An 18,749-nucleotide genomic window follows, 5' to 3' on the forward strand; every position below is an offset into this window, starting at 1 on the left:
AGCATTGCTGTGCACACCACTCCCCGTTTCCTGCAAGGCGTCTACAGCTTTGAGGGCAAGGGTCTCGACCGGCCCGGCCTCGTCGACGGCACGCTCAGCTACGTGGTGCCGGGCGGCGTCGTGGCCCAGCCGGTCTACTTCCGCGGCGGCAATGCCAGTGCTGAGCTGATCTGTGTCCTGCTCATGCGCGACGGCCAGCCGATGCGGTACTTCCCGATCGGCGCCAAGTCCGACGTCCACGTGCCCCTGCGGGTGGTCGAGGACCTCGACTCCGGCACCAGTATCGAGGTACACGTGGCGGCGCCCGCCGGGGTGTCCGGCACCGTGATCGTCGACCTGGGTCTGGTCGAGGTCTGATGGACGTCGTCGACCAGCGCCGACGCCTCGTCGTGGTGGGCAACGGGATGGCCGGCGCCCGCACGGTCGAGGAGATCCTCGAACGCGGCGGGGGCGATCAGTTCGCCATCACGATGTTCGGCGAGGAGCCGTACGGCAACTACAACCGCATCATGCTCTCCAACGTGCTCGCCGGGGCCGACGACGAGGCGGGCATCTTCCTCAACGACTTCTCCTGGTACGCCGAGAACGGCATCACCCTGCACGCCGGCACCCGGGTCACCCGCATCGACCGCTTCGCCCGACGGATCTACGCGGACGACGGCACCGAGACGCCGTACGACAAGCTGATCATCGCCACCGGCAGCCGGGCGTTCGTCCCGCCGATTCCCGGCATCCACCGCCCTGGACGCGGCTACCACCAGGGCGTGTTCGCGTTCCGCACCATCGACGACACCCGCAACATGATCCGGTACGCCCGCGAGCACGAGCGCGCGGTGCTGATCGGCGGCGGTCTGCTCGGTCTGGAGGCCGCGCGCGGCCTGCAGAACCACCTGCCCCACGTGACCCTGGTGCACGCCGGCGACCATCTGATGAACGCCCAGTTGGACGCCCAGGCGGGCGCGATCCTGCGGCGCAGCATCGAGCGACTCGGCATCGAGGTCGTCCTCGGCGCGCACACCACCGAGGTGCTCGGCAAGCACGCCGTGACCGGGGTCAAACTCAAGGATGGCCGGACCATCGCCTGCGACGTCGTCGTCGTGGCCGCCGGCATCCGGGCGAACGCCGAGGTGGCCGCGACCAGCGGGCTGCCGGTGGAGCGGGGCATCGTGGTGGACGACCAGATGCGCGTCCAGGACGAGGTCGACATCTACTCGGTCGGCGAGTGCGCCCAGCACCGCGGCGAGACGTACGGCCTGGTGGCTCCGCTGTGGGAGCAGGCTCGGGTGCTCGCCGACCACATCACCGGAGCGAACCCGCACGCGGCGTACCACGGCTCTCGACTGGCCACGAAGCTCAAGGTGGCGGGGGTGGACGTCGCGTCGATGGGCCTGAAGGAGGCGGAACGGGACGACGACGAGACGGTCGTCTTCGCCGAGCCGCGCAAGGGCGTCTACAAGAGCATCATCATCCGCGACGACCGGCTTGTCGGCGCGACTCTCCTCGGCGACGTGCGGAAGGTCGCGTTCCTCGTGCAGGCCTTCGACCGTGGGCTCGCCCTGCCGAAGGAGCGGGTCGAGATGTTGTTCGACCTCGGCGCACCATCGGCCGACGTGAGTGCCGCGGAGCTCGGCGACGACGTGCAGGTGTGCAACTGCAACGGCGTCACCAAGCGGGCGCTGGTCGACACCGTGCAGGGCGGCGTGAAGACGCTCACCGGTGTCATGGACGCCACCCGTGCCGGCAAGGGCTGCGGGTCGTGCAAGGGCCTGGTCGCCCAGATCGTCGAGTGGGCCGCTGACGGCAAGGTCGAGGACGACCCGGCCGCGAGCTGGTATGTCCCCGGTGTGCCGATGCCCAAGGCGGAGCTGATGGCGGTGATCCGCGAACACGGCCTGAAATCCGTCTCCGCGGTGTTCGCCACCCTCGTGCCCGGCGGCGCGGAGGACGCGAAGAGCAAGATGGGCCTGGCCTCGCTGTTGAAGATGATGTGGGGCGACGAGTACGTCGACGAACGCGACGCCCGCTTCATCAACGACCGGGTGCACGCCAACATCCAGCGAGACGGGACCTTCTCGGTCGTCCCCCAGATCAAGGGCGGCGTGACCACCCCGGCGCAGCTCAAGCGGATCGCCGAGGTGGCCGAGAAGTACTCCGTACCCCTGGTCAAGATCACCGGCGGCCAGCGCCTCGACCTGCTCGGCATCCGCAAGGAGGACCTGCCGGGGGTGTGGGCGGACCTCGACATGCCGTCCGGGTACGCCTACGGCAAGAGCTTCCGGACGGTGAAGACCTGCGTCGGCTCGGACTTCTGCCGCTTCGGCGTCGGCGACTCCACCGCTCTCGGCATCGCGATCGAGGACCGGTTCAAGGGCATCGAGGGCCCCGGCAAGATGAAGCTCGCCGTCACCGGCTGCCCCCGTAACTGCGCCGAGGCGTACGTCAAAGATCTTGGTGTTGTCGCCATCGACGGCGGCCGGTGGGAGATCTACGTCGGCGGGGCCGCCGGCGCCCACGTACGCAAGGGTGACCTGCTCGCCGTCGTCGACTCGCCCGCCGAGGTCATCACGCTGACCGGCCGGTTCCTGCAGTACTACCGGGAGAGCGCGAACTGGTTGGAACGCACGTACGCGTGGGTTCCCCGGCTCGGCATCGACCACATCCGGGCCGTGGTCGTCGACGACAGCGACGGCATCGCGGCGCGGCTCGACGCGACCATGGACGTCGCCGTGGCCGCCTACCGCGACCCGTGGCTGGAGCGGCGCGACCCGGTCACTCCCGGGCAGTTCCGTACCTCCCTGCCATTGACGGTCCTGCCCGAGGTGCCGGTCAATGGCGCCGGTCCGGCATCCGCGAGGCGGGCGTGATGGCCAAGCTCGTCGCCGTGGAACACCGGCTCGGGCCGGTGGACGAGATCCCCCACGGGGAGGGGCGCGCCTACGCCGTGGGGGCCGACATGATCGCCGTCTTCCGGCTGCGTGACGGCAGCCTCCGAGCGGTGTCGGCGGTCTGCCCGCACGCCGGCGGACCGCTCGCGGACGGCCTGGTGGATACGAAGGTCGTCGTCTGCCCTCTGCACCAGAACACCTTCGACCTGGCGACCGGCTGTTCGACCACCGGGCAGTCCCCACTCACCGTGTACCCGGTCCGTGCCGACCCCGACGGACGCCTGGTGGTGGGCCTGCCGCCCACCTGAGCGACCGATCGACCAGGGTGTCGAGCCGACCGACGACCTTCACCGGGAGGAACCATGACCACGACCGTTCCCGGCAGCATCGAGCAGGACCGGCGCAGCCTGACCCTTCGCGGACACTGGATCGACGACTGGCGGCCCGAGGATCCCGTCTTCTGGGAGCGCCGGGGATCCCGCATCGCCCGACGCAACCTGATCTTCTCCATCTACTCGGAACACATCGGCTTCTCCATCTGGACCATGTGGTCGGTGCTGGTGCTCTTCCTTGGGCCGCAGTACGGCATCGACCCGGCCGGGAAATTCCTGCTCACCGCCGTGCCCGCGCTGGTCGGGTCGGTGCTGCGGATCCCGTACACCCTTGCCGTGGCCCGGTTCGGCGGCCGCAACTGGACGATCATCAGCGCGTCGCTGCTGCTGATCCCGAGCCTGCTCGGCGCTCTCCTGATCCAGCCCGGCGTCTCGTACTCGACGCTGCTGCTCATCGCCGCGCTGGCCGGCGTCGGCGGCGGGAACTTCGCCAGCTCGATGGCGAACATCAACGCGTTCTACCCGGACCGGCTCAAGGGCTGGGCGCTCGGCATCAACGCCGGCGGCGGCAACCTCGGCGTCGCCGCGGTCCAACTCGTCGGCCTGTTCGTGCTGGCGGTTCTGGGGGCGGGCAGTCCCGGCATCGTCGCCGGCATCTACCTTCCGGCGATCGTGCTGGCCGCACTCGGATCCGCGATGTTCATGGACAACCTCAGCCATGCCCGCAACGAGAAACGGGCCATGCGCGACGTCACCCGCGAACCGCACACCTGGATCATGTCCCTGCTCTACATCGGCACGTTCGGGTCGTTCATCGGCTTCGGGTTCGCCTTCGGCCAGGTGCTTCAGGTGCAGTTCGCCGACACCTTCGACACCCCGGTGAAGGCCGCGTACCTGACGTTCCTCGGACCGCTGCTCGGCTCGCTCATCCGTCCCGTGGGCGGTGTCCTGGCCGACCGGCTCGGCGGGGCCCGGGTCACCTTCGTGAACTTCGTGGCGATGGCGGTCGGCGCGTCGATCGTCCTGCTCGCCTCCCAGCGACACTCGCTGCCGTTGTACCTGGTCGGTTTCATCGCACTCTTCGTGTTCAGCGGCGTCGGCAACGGCTCGACGTACAAGATGATCCCGGCGATCTTCCGGGCCAGGTGCGGTGTGCAGTTGACCGCCGCCGGCGCGGCCGACCCGCACGACCGGGTGGCGGAGCACGAGGCGCGGCGCCTCTCCGGCGCGCTCATCGGCGTCGCCGGTGCCATCGGCGCGTTCGGCGGAGTCCTCGTCAATCTTGCCTTCCGGCAGTCGTTCCTGACCTACCAGACCGCGGATGCGGCCTACATCGCCTTCATCGCCTTCTACGCGATCTGCTTCGTCATCACCTGGTTCGTGTACCTGCGCCCGTCGTCCGCTCGGCTCCAGGGCGTCTGACGGCGACGACCCGGGCGGTCGTCGCCCTGACCGGAGCTGTCGGTCGGTTCACCGACCCGCTCGGGTGCGTACCGCCCGGACGGCCAGCACCAGCGTCGCCACGATCGGCGCGTAGACCAGCAGGGCCGTCACCAGACCCCACCACAGCCTCGCGCTGCCCACCCCGGCGGCGAACCCGTCGGCCGCCCAGGTGGCGACGTAGCGCAGCAGCGGCAGGTAGAACAGCACGAAGTAGCCGGCGGCGAGCAGGCACCCGGCGAGCCAGACCCAGCGGAACCAGGTGCCCACCCGCACGTCGTGCGGGTCGGCCCGGTCCAGCTCGGCGCGCTGCCGCTCGTCGAGCCGGCCGAAGGCCCGCCGCAGCAGCAGGGACTTGACCCGCCACAGGTCACGGCAGCCGATCGCGGTGACCAGGACGGCGTACAGGTCGGTGCGCAGGAAGATCATGCACTGCCAGAGCGTGCTGGCCACCAGGACGAAGACCAGCGCCGGGAGCGGGCGTACCGGCCCGAGGACGAGCTGCCCGACCAGTAGCGCCGCGAGCAGGACCATGTCGACGGCCAGCCCGGCGAGCTGCGGGCCGTAGCGTTGGCGGCGCGGCACGCTCCACAGTTGCGACAGGTCGGTCTCGAAGACCAGGAAGAACAACCGCCGGTCGATGCCGAAGCGGGTCCGCAGGTCCAGGGCGCGCGCGGCCAGCCAGTGCCACGCCTCGTGCACGGCGACCAGGGCGTACGTGACCGGCAGCATGATCAGCAGGCTGGTGCCGACGTCACCGGTGAGCAGGAGATCGGCCGGTCGGGGCCAGAGGTCCGGGCGTACCAGGAGGCACGCCACCACCCCGATCGCGGCGGCGGCGTAGACCACCCACGCCACCCGGGAGAACAGCGGCCGAACCAGTGCCGCCGGAGGGCCGCCGGTCCAGGAGCGTTGCTGCACGGCGGCGGTCGGCACCGGCACGGGCGCCTGGTCGCTGTCCACGAACCCCAGCTCGGTCAGGACGGCGACGAAGTCGTCCACGTCCACCGGCTCGCCCGCGAACGCCTCGCCCCGTTCGGCGGCCTCGGCGAGCGTGGCCCCCTCCAGCAGCGCCCGGATGACGACGCCACCCACCGCGGGCATCGCGACGTAGGTGCCCCGCTCCGGGTCGCCGACGAGGACGTCAGTGCCCTCCTCGACGACCGTCAGCGGGCGCAGCCGTACCGTGCTCGTGGTGTCGGTCATGACGCGGTGGCGGCGGTGCGGGCGCCGGCCGTCGCGCACATCGCGCAGTCCGCGTCGCGTGGCCACGGCTCGCGGCTGGGTCGGCAGCCCGCCGAGAGGTCCACCAGCACCTCGGCGCCCGCCGCGTACGGCGGTTCGTAGCCGGTCAGGTAGCGCAGCGCCTCGAACGCCACGAGGGACCCGACCAGCGCGGCCGACGGCCCGTTGGCCCGGTTGAGGCGGGAGATGCGGGCGCTGAGCCGTTGCGCGGTCATGGCGGCCGGCTCCAGCACCGACGCCGGGACGTCCCGGCCATCGCCGTAGGCGCGGACCCGGCATTCGTAGCAGGCACTGCGGCCCGGATCGACGGAGAAGTAGATGAGCTGGGAGCCGACCATGCCGCCCCGGATCCAGGGCACCCCGGCGCGCAGGCACGCCTCGTTGACCCAGTTGTCGATCCGTTCGCCCTGGTCGACGCCGGACACCACCAGGTCGACGCCGGGCAGCAGGTCCGCGATGTCGTCGGGGCCGCCGATCCAGCGGCGTACCGCCTCGACGGTGATGCCGGAGTGGAAGGCGCGCACCCAGTCGGCGGCGCGGTCGACCTTGGTGGCGCCGAGGTCCGCCTCCCGGTACAGGAACTGCCGGGCGAGGTTGCGCGGCTCCACCTCGTCGGCGTCGACCAGGGTGAGCCGGCCGACGCCGAGGCCGGCCAGGTTCTGCAGCACGTTGGAGCCGAGCCCGCCGGTGCCCAGTTGCAGGACGTGGGCGTCGCGCACCCGCCGCTGCAGGTCGGCTTCGCTGGTCTCCAGGGTCGCGTACAGCTCGAAGAAGGCGAGGTTGCTGAAGTCCCGGCCGACCCGGGCGCGGTCGACGTGCCGGTCGAGGTCCCGCAGCAACCGAAGGCCGTCGAGCGCCGCCAGGGCGCCACTGAGGTCGTCGGTGCTCACCTCGACCCCGTCGGCGGCGAGGGCGGCACGTAGCTCGGCGACCGTTCCGGGCTGATTGGACAGTACGGTGAGCAGCCGTTCCACCTGGCCGTCCGGGTCGTCGAGCTGCACCGAGCGGCTCGGGTCGCAGACGACGACCAGACCGTCGCCGACACGCTCCCACTCGCAGGGCTTGAGGCCGACGCGCATGACAAACCTCCGGGTCCGAGGATGGTTTCACCGGGGTGGGCGGCCGCCGGCGAGCGACGGCCGACCACCCGGCTTGATCAGGAATCGGGGTACTGCGTGGTCTTCACCGACTCCACGGCGCGAACGACGATCTTCATGGCTGCCTCCCTCCCCTCTCGGCTCGACCGACCACCTCCGGACCCCCGGGGGTGCCGTTGCGGTCGGGCACGAAGAGAATGGCAACCGACGATGGGCCGGTACGTTGTGGAATCGTTGCGATGCCGAAGGTGGCTGATGCTGTGCGGGTCTCGTGGTGAACGTGCGCGCCAAACCGGTCGGATACCGTCTGCTCGGCCCGGTGCAGGTCCTCGCCGGGGCACGACCGGTCGACCCGGGGCCACCGCGACAGCGGGCGGTGTTGGCGGCGTTGCTGGTCGACGCGGGCCGGGTCGTCGAACAGGCCGCGCTGGTCGACCGGGTGTGGGGCGAGCACGCCCCCGCCGACGCACGGGGCAGCCTGCGGGCGCACGTCACCCGGATCCGGCAGGTGTTGCGCGAGGCGGCCGGTGACGCCGACCCGCCGCCGCTCGTACACCGCTCCGGCGGGTACCTGCTGGAGATCGACGAGGAACTGGTCGACCTGCACCGGTTCCGTCGGTTGCTGCTGCGCGCCGGGGACATCGCTGACGACCGGGAACGGCTGGCCACCCTGCGCGCGGCGATCGGGCTGCGGCAGGGCGTACCGCTGGCCGGCATCGCCGGGGACTGGGCCGCCCGGATGCGGGAGAGCTGGACCCGGGAGCACCTGGACGCCGTGGTGGCGTGGGCGGACGCCGAGCTGGGTGCGCACAACCCGGCCGTCACCATCGGGCCGCTGGCCGAGCTGACGGCGGAACACCCGCTCGTGGAGTCGCTCACCGCCGCGCTGATGCGGGCCCAGCACGCGCTCGGGCGCACCGCCGACGCGTTGCGGGAGTACGCCGCACTGCGGACCCGGCTGGCCGAAGCGCTCGGAGTCGACCCGGAACCGAACCTCCAGATGCTCCACCAGGCGCTGTTGCAGGGCGCACCCCCGCAACCCCGGGCCGCGCCGGCCGCCGGTACGCCGGCCCCGGTGCCGGCGGAGCTGCCCACCGACGTCCGCGGCTTCGTGGGGCGCACCGACGCCCTGGCCGGCCTCGACAAGCTGCTGGCCGAGCCCACCGGGGTGGCGACCGGCGGCGTGATCGCGGTGGTCTCCGGCACCGCCGGGGTCGGCAAGACCACCCTGGCCGTGCACTGGGCGCACCAGGTGGCCCACCGGTTTCCCGACGGCCAGCTCTACGCCGACCTGCGCGGCTTCGACCCCGGCGGGGTGCCGGTCCGGCCGGCCACCGCGCTGCGCGGCCTGCTCGAATCCCTCGGCCTACCGCCCGAGCGGATTCCCGCCGACCCGGACGTGCAGGCGGCGCGCTACCGCAGCCTGCTGGCCGGCAAGCGGATCCTCGTCGTGCTCGACAACGCCCGCGACGCCGACCAGGTCCGGCTCCTGCTGCCCGGCGCACCCACGTCGGCCACCGTGGTCACCAGCCGCGACCGGCTCGCTCCCCTGGTGACCGCGCACGGCGCCCACCCGCTCGCCGTCGGCGTCCTCGATCCCGACGAGGCCCGGCTCCTGCTGGCCCGCCGCCTGGGCGTCGACCGGGTGGTCGCCGAGCCAACCGCCGTGCAACAGATCATCGCCGCCTGCGCGCGGCTGCCGCTCGCCCTCGCCATCGTCTGCGCCCGCGCACAGCAGACCGCGTTCCCGCTGACCGCGATCGCCGCCGAGCTCGCCGACGTGCACGGCCGCCTCGACGCCCTCGACGCCGGCGATCCGACCACCCGGGTACGCGCCGTCTTCTCCTGGTCCGAGGCCGCGCTGAGCGCCGACGCGCGGCGGCTGTTCCACCTGATCAGCCTGCACCCGGGCCCGGACGTCGGCGCGCACGCCGTGGCGAGCCTCGCCGGGCAACCGCTGTCCCCCACCCGCGGTCTGCTGGCCGAACTGGTCCGCGCCAACCTGGTCGCCGAACCGGCGCCCGGCCGGTACGCCCTGCACGACCTCCTGCGCGCGTACGCCGCCGAGGAGGTCGCCCCCGACGACCGGCGGGCCGCGCGGTCGCGCCTGGTCGGCCACTACACGCACGCCGCGCACGCCGCGAACCGGCTCGTACACGCCCAGCGGGACCCCATTGCGCTCCCGCTCGACCCGCCGCCGGCCGCCGACACGCCGGAGCACCTGGCGGATTCGCGCCAGGCGACGGCGTGGTTCCACGCCGAGCGCGCCGCCCTGCTCGCCACGCTGCGCCTCGCCGCCGAGTCCGGCCTCGACCGGGAGGCCTGGCAGCTCGCCTGGGCCCTCGACACGTACCTGGAACGCCGTGGGTACTGGTACGACCGCGCCGTCGCCTGGCGGACCGCGCTCGAGTGCACGGACCGGCTCGGCGTCCCGGCCGCGCGTGCCGGCGCCCACCTCAGCCTCGCCCACACCGACCTGCGGTTGCAGCGGCTCGACGACGCGCAGGAGCACCTGCACCGCGCCCTCGACCTCTATGTGGGCAGCGACGACACGGCCGGGCAGGCGTTCATCCACCGCCTCTTCGCCTACCTGCACGAGCACCGGAAGGACTTGCCCAGCGCCCTGGAGCACGCCCGCCGCGCCGTCCTGCTCTACCGCACGGCCGGGCACGAACGCGGGGAGGCGTTCGCGCTCAACGCTGTCGGCTGGTGCCACACGCTGCTCGGCGACCACGCCACGGCCGTCGAATACTGCGAACACGCGCTCAGCCTCCTGCGGCGGGTGGGCGACCGCGGCGGTACGGCCGCCACCTGGGACAGCCTCGGCCACGCCCGACACCACCTCGGCCAGCACGGTCGGGCCGTCGACTGTTACCGGCAGGCCCTCGGACTGTTCCGAGAACTCGGCTACCGCGCCCACGAGGCGGACACTCTCACCCACCTCGGCGACACCCACCTCGCCGCGGGCGACACAGGCGCCGCGCGGGCGGTGTGGCAGCAGGCCTTGAGCATCCTCACCGACCTCGACCATCCATGGAGCGAGTCGGTCCGCGCCCGCCTCGACGCCCTGCCTTTCTCGGCGTAGTCCGTGCGCCGGCGGGCCGGTCACCACCACCGGCGACCACGGGTTGAGCGGTCAGATCGCGCCCGACAACGACTCCGCCGTGTGGCGGGCGCTCCCCCACAACCCCACGACGCGCGGCCCGCACGATCGGCGGAATGAGCGCGTGTAAGGGCCGCGCTGTCGTCAGCGAGCATATTTCTCGATGGCGGCCGGGGTTACCGGGGTGAAGAAGTTGACCAGGTTGCCGTCGGGGTCGCGGAACAGCAACGCCCGGTTGCCCCAGGGCATCGTGGTTGGCTCGTTGACGAAGTCCTCGACGAAGCCGGCCAGGTTCTGATGCACGCCGTCCACGTCGTCCACGAGGAATTCGATGATGACGCTACGGTTGTCGGCCGGACGGGCGGCGCCAGGCGCGAACAGCGGGACGGTGCGGGTGCTGCCGATCGCGAGGGTCGCGGAGGTGGTCCTCACCTCGGCGAAGTCCTCGTTGGCCCAGCTCGCCCGCACCCCCGTGACTCGCTCGTAGAAGTCGACGAGGCGGGCGACGTCATCCGTGATGATGCGGGTCGAGACGAAGTTCATGGTGATCTCCCTGTTCCGGTGGAGCCGTTCCACCTCGCATGCTAGGACCAATACCGGACAGAAACGGTCCATATTTACGCTAGGTTCCACGCATGGCTCGACCCACCGCTCGCGTGCTCGCTCTGCTGGAGCTCCTACAGTCGGGCGGCAGCCGGACGGTGGCCGAACTCGCCGACCGGCTCGGCGTCAACGGGCGCACCGTGCGGCGGTACGTGGACCACCTGATCGAGCTCGACGTGCCCGTCGAGTCGGTGCGCGGCCGCTACGGCGGATACCGGCTCGCCTCCGGATACCGCATGCCTCCGCTCATGCTGGGCGACGACGAAGCGCTCGCCGTGCTGCTCGGCCTGGTCGCCGGTCGCCGAGCCGGGTTGATGACGGCGACGGGCACGGCGAGTGAGACGGCGGCGGCGAAGATCCGGCGGGTACTGCCCGAGCGGCTCGCCCACCGGCTCGACACGGTGCTCGAATCCCTCACCTTCACGGCGCCGCCCGGCGAGTTCGCCGTCCCGGAGGCCGGGCTCCTGCTCACTCTCGCCGATGCCGTGCACCACCGCCGGCCGGTCTCGATCAGGTACACCGCCGCCGACGGGCGGCACAGCGAACGCACGCTGCACCCATACGGGCTCGTCGCCCATTCGGGCCGGTGGTACGTCACGGGCGTGGATCCCGAGATCGGCGAAGACCGGACGTTCCGGTTGGATCGCATCGCAGACGCGAGGACCCTGCCCGGCGCGTTCGAGCCGCCCGCCGGACTCGATCCGGCGCAGCGCGTCCTCTCCGGGCTCGCCAAGGCTCCGTACCAGCATCAGGTGACACTGTGGATCCAGGGGACGGTCGAGCAGATCCGCGCCCGACTTCCCGCCAGCGTCGCCAGCGTGCAGGAGCCGCCGGCCGGGCAAGACGCAGATCCGGAGACCGAGCGCTGGCTCCGCGTCGAGCTGTGGGCGGAGCGCCTCGACTGGTTGCCTCCGGTGCTCGCGTCACTCGACAGGCCATTTGTCATCGAGCAACCGGATCACCTCCGCGGTCTCGTCATCGCGCTCGCCGACCGGCTTGCGACCTCCGCCCGTGCGGGTCGCCGCGGGGGTGACCGCCAGGTCCGGCGTCGCGGCGCGGCCGACGAGGCGCCCGAGCCCGCCGAACCGTCGGCGTCGAAGGCGGCGCGCCGCAACCCGACAACTTAGCCCAGCGGCGCTGCGCGGTCGCCCGCCGGCACCTCTCGGACCACGGCCGGGAGGTGCCGGCATTGTTGGTCACCTGGATCGGGGCCGGTCAGCTGTTACCGATCGGGACGATTTGGTGCTGCTCCCTCCGGTGTTGACGGATCGAGTACGTCACGGCGGCCGCCCAGATCGCGCAGACGACCGCGTAGCAGCCATAACGCAGGGTGGCCGAGGCATCGAACCAGTCACTGCGGAGCAGGGTTCGGCTGTTGGTCAGCACGATCATGCCGCCGACCGCCGAGCCGAGCACCCGGGGCGGGACCAGGCGTACGAGCCAGGCCGCCACCGGCGCGGCGACCACCCCGCCGACGAGCAGCGCGATGACCCAGCCGACGTTGATGTTCTCCGCACCGATACCGACGAGGAAGCCGAGGCTCGCCGCGACGGCGACCAGGAACTCACTGGTGTCGATCGACCCAATGACCTTGCGTGGTTCGAGCCTGCCGCTGGCCAGGATCGCCGGGGTGCCGATGGGTCCCCAGCCGCCGCCACCGGTGGCGTCGACGAAGCCGGCGAGCAGGCCCAGTGGACCGAGGAATCGCTTGCGCAGCGGCTTGCCCATGTTGCCCTTCGCCAACCCGAAGGTGGTGAAGCGGACCAGGAGGTAGCTACCGAGGGTGAGCAGGATCAGCGACATGATCGGTGCCGCCGCATCGGTGGAGAGGCTGGACAGGAAGGTCGCGCCGGCGAAGGCGCCGACCGCCCCCGGAATGCCGATCCGCGCGACGACCTTCGCGTCGACGTTGCCGAATCGCCAGTGGGCGGCACCCGAGGCGAGGGTCGTGCCGATCTCGGCGAGGTGCACGGTGGCGGAGGCGGCGGCGGCATGGACGCCGACGGCGAGCAGCAGGGTCGTCGAGGTCACGCCGTAGGCCATGCCGAGACTGCCGTCGACCAGTTGGGCGCCGAGACCGACCAGGGCCAGCAGGAGAATCTTGCGCATGAGGGACCACCAGTTCGTTGGGGGCAGGTGGAAGGGGAAGCGGACCGCTCGGGTTGGACGGGCGGGTGGGCGGCCCGTGGGCGAGGTCCTGCCGGTCCGGGTTGGCCGGCGGGCATCCGGCGGTGCCGCCGGGCACGCGGGCGTGGCGACCCGTCGACCCCGCGGGTGTCGAGGAACGGACGTACGGAGGGGTGGCGTGGAGCCACCGCCGTGGAGGGCTCGCGAAGCACGCCGCGCCCGGCTCGAACCGGCGCGACCCGGTGCGGCTGACCGGGGCCTCCCCGGCGGTGGTCGGTTGAGCGACGAGCGGGTTGCCCCGCTCGATGACATGGCATTTTGCCGGTTGATTCTCCCCCTCTCCGATAGGCATTACGAACATTAAGCGAGGGCCGACCGGGACCAATTCCATACTCAGGAGATAGGAATGGTTCCGGCCCCACCAAACCGACCAGATAAGAGTGCTTTTATAAGCCGGATCTGCAAGACGATAGTGATAGACATCACTTTCTCTGCCGGGCTAGTAACACTTCTGAATTCAAAGTACGTCGATAGTTAACACCGCGCCTCGCAGCCGGAGCGAAGCCGCCGGCCGCCCAACCGAGGTCAGGCCGTCACGGCTTGGCGGACGGAAGATGTCCCGCGTCTCATCGATGCGATCGGAAGAACCGCAGGCCAGCGGGCTATTTTGGGAAAGTTAACTGAGCCGTAACTAAGCTGGCCTAACTTAATCGGAGCCCGAGATCGATAGGCGACAATAAGCTGCGGGCGGCAACCTCGGTTGATCATCTGATTCATTCGGTCGCGCTCGAGACCCGGGCGCCCAATGAAGTGGGAGTCCGATGAGTCCTGCACCGAACACGCGCGATCTCGTAATCGTGATCAGCGTCGGTAGCCCCCTCGAACCCAGTCCCGGGATCGTGACCGCCGCCCGCCACGGCGGCGGTCACGGCGTCCTGGACCTCGCCTCCGGCGACAGCTGGACACTCACCGCCCTGGCCCAGGCCGCCGCCGGGTCGAGCGGACCGATCGGCGTACGCGTACCGGCCGGCTGCACCGCCACGCCGGCCGACGTGGAGCGGGCGGGCCACGGCCGGGTCGATCTCCTGGTCCTACCGCCGGATACGCCCTGGCCACTGGCCGACGTGGTCGACAGGTACCGAGTGCTCGTCGAGGTGACCAGCCTCGACGACGCCCGGTACGCCGCCGCCGCCGGAGCGCACGGGCTCATCGCGCGCGGCATGGAGGGTGGCGGCACAGTCAGCGAGCTCAGCTCGTTCGTCCTGCTCCAGCAACTGGCCGCTGCCGACGACATCGACCTGCCGATCTGGGTCGCCGGCGGCATCGGCCCCCGCACCGCCGTCGCCTGTGTCATCGGCGGCGCGGCCGGCGTCGTCCTGGACAGCCAGCTCACCCTCATGCCGGAATCGGAGCTCCCGGCGGACGCGCGGGGCGCGATCCGTCGGCTGGACGGATCCGAGACGGTCCTGGTCGACGGAGTACGCGGGATCCGCCGGGGCGGTCCGCACGACAGCGCCTCACAACTGCTGCCGATCGGCCAGGACGGTTGGCTCGCCGCCGTCTTCGCCCGGCGCTGGCCCGACACCGCCGCCGCCGTACGCGGAATCCGGGCCAACCTTCTCGAAGCGCTCGCCGAATCGTCTGCCGGGGACGCCCTGGCGCCGGGCGCCGCTCTCGCCGACGCCCTCAACGTCCGGATACCGGTGGTACAGGGCCCGATGACCAGGGTCAGCGACGAGGCCCCGTTCGCGGCCGCGGTCGCCGCCGACGGCGCGCTGCCCTTCGTCGCGCTCGCGTTGGCCGGCGCGGAACAGTCCCGCCGGGTGCTCCGGGAGACCGCCGATCGACTGGGCGAGCGGCCCTGGGGCGTCGGGGTGCTCGGCTTCGCGCCCGACGAGCTGCGTGCGGCACAACTTGAGGCGATCCGGGAGATCAGACCCGCGTGCGCGATCATCGCGGGCGGCCGTCCGTCCCAGGCCACGGCGTTGGAGCAGGACGGGATCAACACCTTCCTGCACGTACCGTCACCGGGGTTGCTGCGGCAGTTCCTGCGGGCGGGCGCGCGCAAGTTCGTCTTCGAGGGCGCGGAGTGCGGCGGGCATGTGGGGCCACGGGCCAGCTTTCCCCTGTGGGAGGCGCAGCTGCTGGTGCTCGAGGAGTTCCTGGCGGAGACGCCGGACGAAGCCGGGCGGCTGCAACTGCTGTTCGCGGGCGGCATCCACGACGCCCGGTCGGCGGCGATGGTCGCCGCGATGGCGGCCCCGCTGACCGGCCGGGGGGCGCAGATCGGGCTGCTGATGGGGACCGCCTACCTCTTCACCAGCGAAGCGGTGCAGGAGGGCGCCATCCAGCCCCTGTTCCACCGTACGGCCATCGCCGCCACCAGCACGTCGCTGCTGGAGACCGCCCCCGGGCACGCGACCCGCTGCCTGCCCAGCCCGTTCGTGGATGACTTCCACAGCGTACGGGAGGAGCTGGAGTCGGCCGGGGTGGAGAACCGCCAGGTCTGGGAGCACCTGGAGCTGTTGAACGTCGGTCGGCTGCGGATCGCCAGCAAGGGCGTACGCCGGGAGAGCGACGGCCTGGTGGAGGTCGACGAGGCGGTGCAGGCCGTCGAGGGGATGTTCATGGCCGGCCAGGTCGCGGTGCTGCGCCACGCACCGACCACGGTCGCGGAGCTGCACGCGCAGGTCACCACCGAGGCACAGGAGTTCCTCGCGGTACGGACCGCCGCGCTGCGCGCCGAACTCGTCCCGCCGACCGCGCCGGTGGACGAGCCGGTCGCGCCGCTGGACATCGCCATCGTCGGCATGTCCTGCGTGCTGCCCGGCTCCCCCGACCTGCACAGTTTCTGGCAGACCGTACTCAGCGGCACCGACGCGGTCACCGAGGTGCCTGCCGACCGGTGGGACGTCGACACGTACTACGCGCCCGAGGTGGAGCCGGGTCAGGCCGGTCGGATCAGCGTCTCCCGGTGGGGTGGGTTCATCGAGCCGGTCCCGTTCGACGCGATCCGGTACGGGATACCCCCGGCGGCGCTGAGCAGCATCGACCCGACCCAGTTGCTCGCGCTCGAGGTGGCGCATCGGGCGCTCGTCGACGCCGGATATCCGTACGACGCGGCCGGCGCGGACCACCGTTCGACCGGGGTGGTGTTCGGGGCCGAGGCCGGCAGCGACATGGGTCACGCCCAGACGCTGCGGACCATGCTCCCGGCCTACCTCGGGGACGTGCCGCCCGAGTTGGAGGACCAACTCCCCACGGTCACCGAGGACAGCTTCCCCGGCGTGTTGGCCAACGTCATCGCCGGCCGGATCGCCAACCGTCTCGACCTCGGCGGTCCCAACTACACCATCGACGCCGCCTGCGCCTCGTCGCTCGCCGCGATGGACGCCGCCTGCAAGGAGCTCAGCGCCGGCAGCAGCGACCTGATGATCTGCGGCGGCGCCGACCTGCACAACGGCATCAACGACTACCTGATGTTCACCTCCGCGCACGCCCTCTCCCCCACCGGACGGTGCCGCACGTTCGACAGCACCGGCGACGGTATCGCCCTCGGCGAGGGGGTGGCGTGCGTCGTACTGAAGCGGTTGGCCGACGCCGAGCGCGACGGCGACCGGATCTACGCCGTGATCAAGGGCATCGGAAGCTCCAGCGACGGACGTGCGCTCGGGCTCACCGCCCCGAGGGCGAGCGGGCAGCGACGCGCCCTCGACCGGGCCTACCACCGCACCGGGGTCTCGCCCCGACAGGTCGGTCTGGTCGAGGCGCACGGCACCGGCACGGTGGTGGGCGACCGTACCGAATTGGAGACCCTGACCCGGTTCTTCGACGAGGCCGGTGCGGAGCCCGGTAGTTGCACGCTGGGCTCGGTGAAGTCGCAGATCGGGCACACCAAGTGCGCGGCCGGCCTGGCCGGCGTGATCAAGGCGAGCCTCGCGCTCTACACCGGAGTCAAGCCACCCACGATCCACCTGACCCGCCCCAACCCCGCGTGGAATCCGGCCCGCAGCCCCTTCGCGTTCTACACCGGCGTTCGCCCGTGGATCGCGCCGGCGGCCGAGCGGCTGGCCGGGGTGAGCGCGTTCGGGTTCGGCGGGACGAATTTCCACACCGTGCTCGGCGCGTATGCGAACAGCCCCGAGCCACGGCACACCCGGCAGTCCTGGCCGGCGGAGCTGTTCTGCTTCCGCGGCGCCGATCGGCCCGCGGCACAGCTGCGGGTACGCCGGCTGCTGGAGATGCTGTCGAACCGCGACGAGCTGGGCCGACCGTGGTCGTTGCGGGACCTGGCCGCGTCGCTGTCCGACGAGGCCGACCACCGGGCCGGCGCGGTCCAGATTGCCATCGTCGCCCGTAACCGGAACGAACTCGCCGAGCTGTTGGGCCGGGCCGTCGCCGGCGAGCACGACCCGGCACGCGGGCTGGTCCAACCGCCGAACGACCCGGAGCCGGGCAAGGTGGCCTTCCTCTTCCCCGGTCAGGGCAGCCAGCGGCCGGGTGCGCTCGCCGAACTGTTCGTCGCGTTCCCCGAGCTGCGGCACTACCTGCGCCTCGGCGCCGAGTGGGCGGACCTCCTCTTCCCGCCGTCGGCGTTCGACCCGGAGACGGCCCGCGAGCAGGAGGACCGGGTACGCGACACTCGGGTCGCCCAACCCGTCCTGGGCATCGGCGGCCTCGCGGTCGACCACCTGCTACGTCGGCTGGGCGTCCGGCCGGACCTGACCGGCGGACACAGCTACGGGGAGCTCGTCGCGCTCTGCGTAGCCGACGCGTTCGACCCCGAGACCCTGCTCGCGCTGAGCCGGCAACGGGCCGAGGCGATCCTGACCGCCACCGGCGACGACCCGGGCACCATGGCGGCGGTCACCGGCACCGCCGAGCAGGTGAGCCAGGTGCTCACCGCATCGGGGCTGGCTGGCGACATCGTGCTGGCCAACCGGAACACCCCGACGCAGGTCGTGATCTCCGGGCCGACTCCCGCGGTCGGGTCGGCGGTGGCGGCGCTGCGCGAGGGCGGGCTGTCGGCCCGTCAGCTCTCCGTCGCGTGCGCGTTCCACAGCCCGGTGGTGGCCGGCGGCACCACACGTTTCGCCGAGGCGCTGGCGTCCAGCACGGTACGGGAGCCGGCCATCCAGGTCTGGTCGAACCACACGGCAGCCCCGTACGACGGGGACGCCGACCGGGTACGTGAACGGCTCGCCGCGCAGATCGGCGCGCCCGTGCGTTTCGTCGAACAGATCGAGGCGATGTACGCCAGCGGCGCTCGGACCTTCGTGGAGGCCGGCCCCGGTCAGGTCCTCACCAAGCTGGTCCGGGCCATCCTCGGCGACCGGCCGCACCTCGCGGTCGCCACCGAGCCCCGTCCCGACGAGGGGCTGCGTGGCTTCCTCGTCACTGTCGCGCAACTGGCCTGTGCCGGCGTCCCGGTTCGGACCGGCTGGTTGTTCCAGGGCCGCGACACGGCGGACGTCGGGGCGGTCAAGACGGGCCAGCGTCCGTTCTGGACCGTGGACGGCCAGCTCGTACGAGATCAGTCCGGGAACAGCCTGCCCGGCGGAATGACGCCCCCACGACGGATCAAGGAGTTGTCGATGACCGCTTCGAACGGGACCGCCTTCAGTGGTCGGGACGGCCGCGACGAGTTGCTGAGCGAGTTCCTCCGCACCAGCCGGGACATGATCGCCTCGCAGCGGGACGTGATGCTCGCGTACTTCGGCGACGGCGCGGGTGGGCGACTCGTGTGGCAGCCCTCGCAGGCGTACCCGCCGGTGGTGCTGCCGGGTCACGGGACCGAGGTCGACGCGGTCGCGACGACGACGGCGGTGGTGGTGGCCGCTCCCCCGGCCGCACCGACGGGCGTGGACGAAGCGGGCCAGCATCGCCGACTGGTTCATGCCGGCGCCGATCGCGCCGA

Annotated in this window: 11 protein-coding genes; 7 read left to right on the forward strand and 4 right to left on the reverse strand. The window is 71.6% G+C overall.

The genetic code is table 11. The annotated features are described in order from the left end of the window. Positions 1-9: 9 nt before the first annotated feature. The 4 genes from AB0J36_RS28840 to AB0J36_RS28855 are packed head-to-tail and all read left to right on the forward strand — an operon-like array spanning position 10 to position 4,639. Positions 10-357: a molybdopterin oxidoreductase gene (locus tag AB0J36_RS28840; RefSeq protein WP_357134558.1), complete on the forward strand. Its 348-nt coding sequence runs from the start codon at positions 10-12 to the stop codon at positions 355-357. Then, positions 357-2,864, forward strand: a complete 2,508-nt coding sequence (gene nirB, locus AB0J36_RS28845; RefSeq protein ID WP_363661374.1) for a nitrite reductase large subunit NirB — start codon at positions 357-359, stop codon at positions 2,862-2,864. The genes AB0J36_RS28840 and nirB overlap by 1 nt, the downstream gene beginning before the upstream one ends. Continuing rightward, positions 2,864-3,193, forward strand: a complete 330-nt coding sequence (locus AB0J36_RS28850; RefSeq protein WP_357392420.1) for a Rieske (2Fe-2S) protein — start codon at positions 2,864-2,866, stop codon at positions 3,191-3,193. The genes nirB and AB0J36_RS28850 overlap by 1 nt, the downstream gene beginning before the upstream one ends. 54 nt (positions 3,194-3,247) lie before the next feature. Next, positions 3,248-4,639: a nitrate/nitrite transporter gene (locus AB0J36_RS28855; protein ID WP_363661375.1), complete on the forward strand. Its 1,392-nt coding sequence runs from the start codon at positions 3,248-3,250 to the stop codon at positions 4,637-4,639. A gap of 48 nt (positions 4,640-4,687) precedes the next feature. On the opposite strand, the gene AB0J36_RS28860 is transcribed toward AB0J36_RS28855, so the two are convergent. Together AB0J36_RS28860 and AB0J36_RS28865 are read right to left on the reverse strand one after the other, a co-directional pair. Then, positions 4,688-5,863 (reverse strand): hypothetical protein, encoded by a 1,176-nt coding sequence (locus AB0J36_RS28860; protein WP_357134565.1) that lies wholly within the window; start codon positions 5,861-5,863, stop codon positions 4,688-4,690. After that, positions 5,860-6,981, reverse strand: coding sequence for a ThiF family adenylyltransferase (locus AB0J36_RS28865; RefSeq protein ID WP_357174041.1), 1,122 nt, complete (start codon positions 6,979-6,981; stop codon positions 5,860-5,862). Before AB0J36_RS28865 ends, AB0J36_RS28860 begins: the two co-directional genes overlap by 4 nt. Before the next feature lie 298 nt (positions 6,982-7,279). On the opposite strand from AB0J36_RS28865, the gene AB0J36_RS28870 reads away from it, so the two are divergent. Continuing rightward, positions 7,280-10,084: a tetratricopeptide repeat protein gene (locus tag AB0J36_RS28870; RefSeq protein WP_363661376.1), complete on the forward strand. Its 2,805-nt coding sequence runs from the start codon at positions 7,280-7,282 to the stop codon at positions 10,082-10,084. A 162-nt stretch (positions 10,085-10,246) separates the two neighbouring features. On the opposite strand, the gene AB0J36_RS28875 is transcribed toward AB0J36_RS28870, so the two are convergent. Then, positions 10,247-10,645 (reverse strand): VOC family protein, encoded by a 399-nt coding sequence (locus AB0J36_RS28875; protein WP_363661377.1) that lies wholly within the window; start codon positions 10,643-10,645, stop codon positions 10,247-10,249. Positions 10,646-10,737: 92 nt separating this feature from the next. Here AB0J36_RS28875 and AB0J36_RS28880 point away from each other — a divergent pair, with 92 nt between their 5' ends. Further along, complete coding sequence (locus AB0J36_RS28880; RefSeq protein ID WP_363661378.1) at positions 10,738-11,832, forward strand: YafY family protein; 1,095 nt, start codon at positions 10,738-10,740, stop codon at positions 11,830-11,832. A gap of 88 nt (positions 11,833-11,920) precedes the next feature. Here AB0J36_RS28880 and AB0J36_RS28885 read toward each other — a convergent pair whose 3' ends face one another. Continuing rightward, positions 11,921-12,814 carry a sulfite exporter TauE/SafE family protein gene (locus tag AB0J36_RS28885; protein WP_357174053.1) on the reverse strand — a complete coding sequence of 298 codons (894 nt, stop codon included), beginning with the start codon at positions 12,812-12,814 and terminating at the stop codon, positions 11,921-11,923. A 917-nt stretch (positions 12,815-13,731) separates the two neighbouring features. Here AB0J36_RS28885 and AB0J36_RS28890 point away from each other — a divergent pair. Then, positions 13,732-18,749 (forward strand): beta-ketoacyl synthase N-terminal-like domain-containing protein (locus AB0J36_RS28890; RefSeq protein ID WP_363661379.1); only part of this gene is annotated, 5,018 nt, incomplete at its 3' end.

This window comes from Micromonospora sp. NPDC049662 (assembly GCF_040675055.1).
GTDB lineage: Bacteria > Actinomycetota > Actinomycetes > Mycobacteriales > Micromonosporaceae > Micromonospora.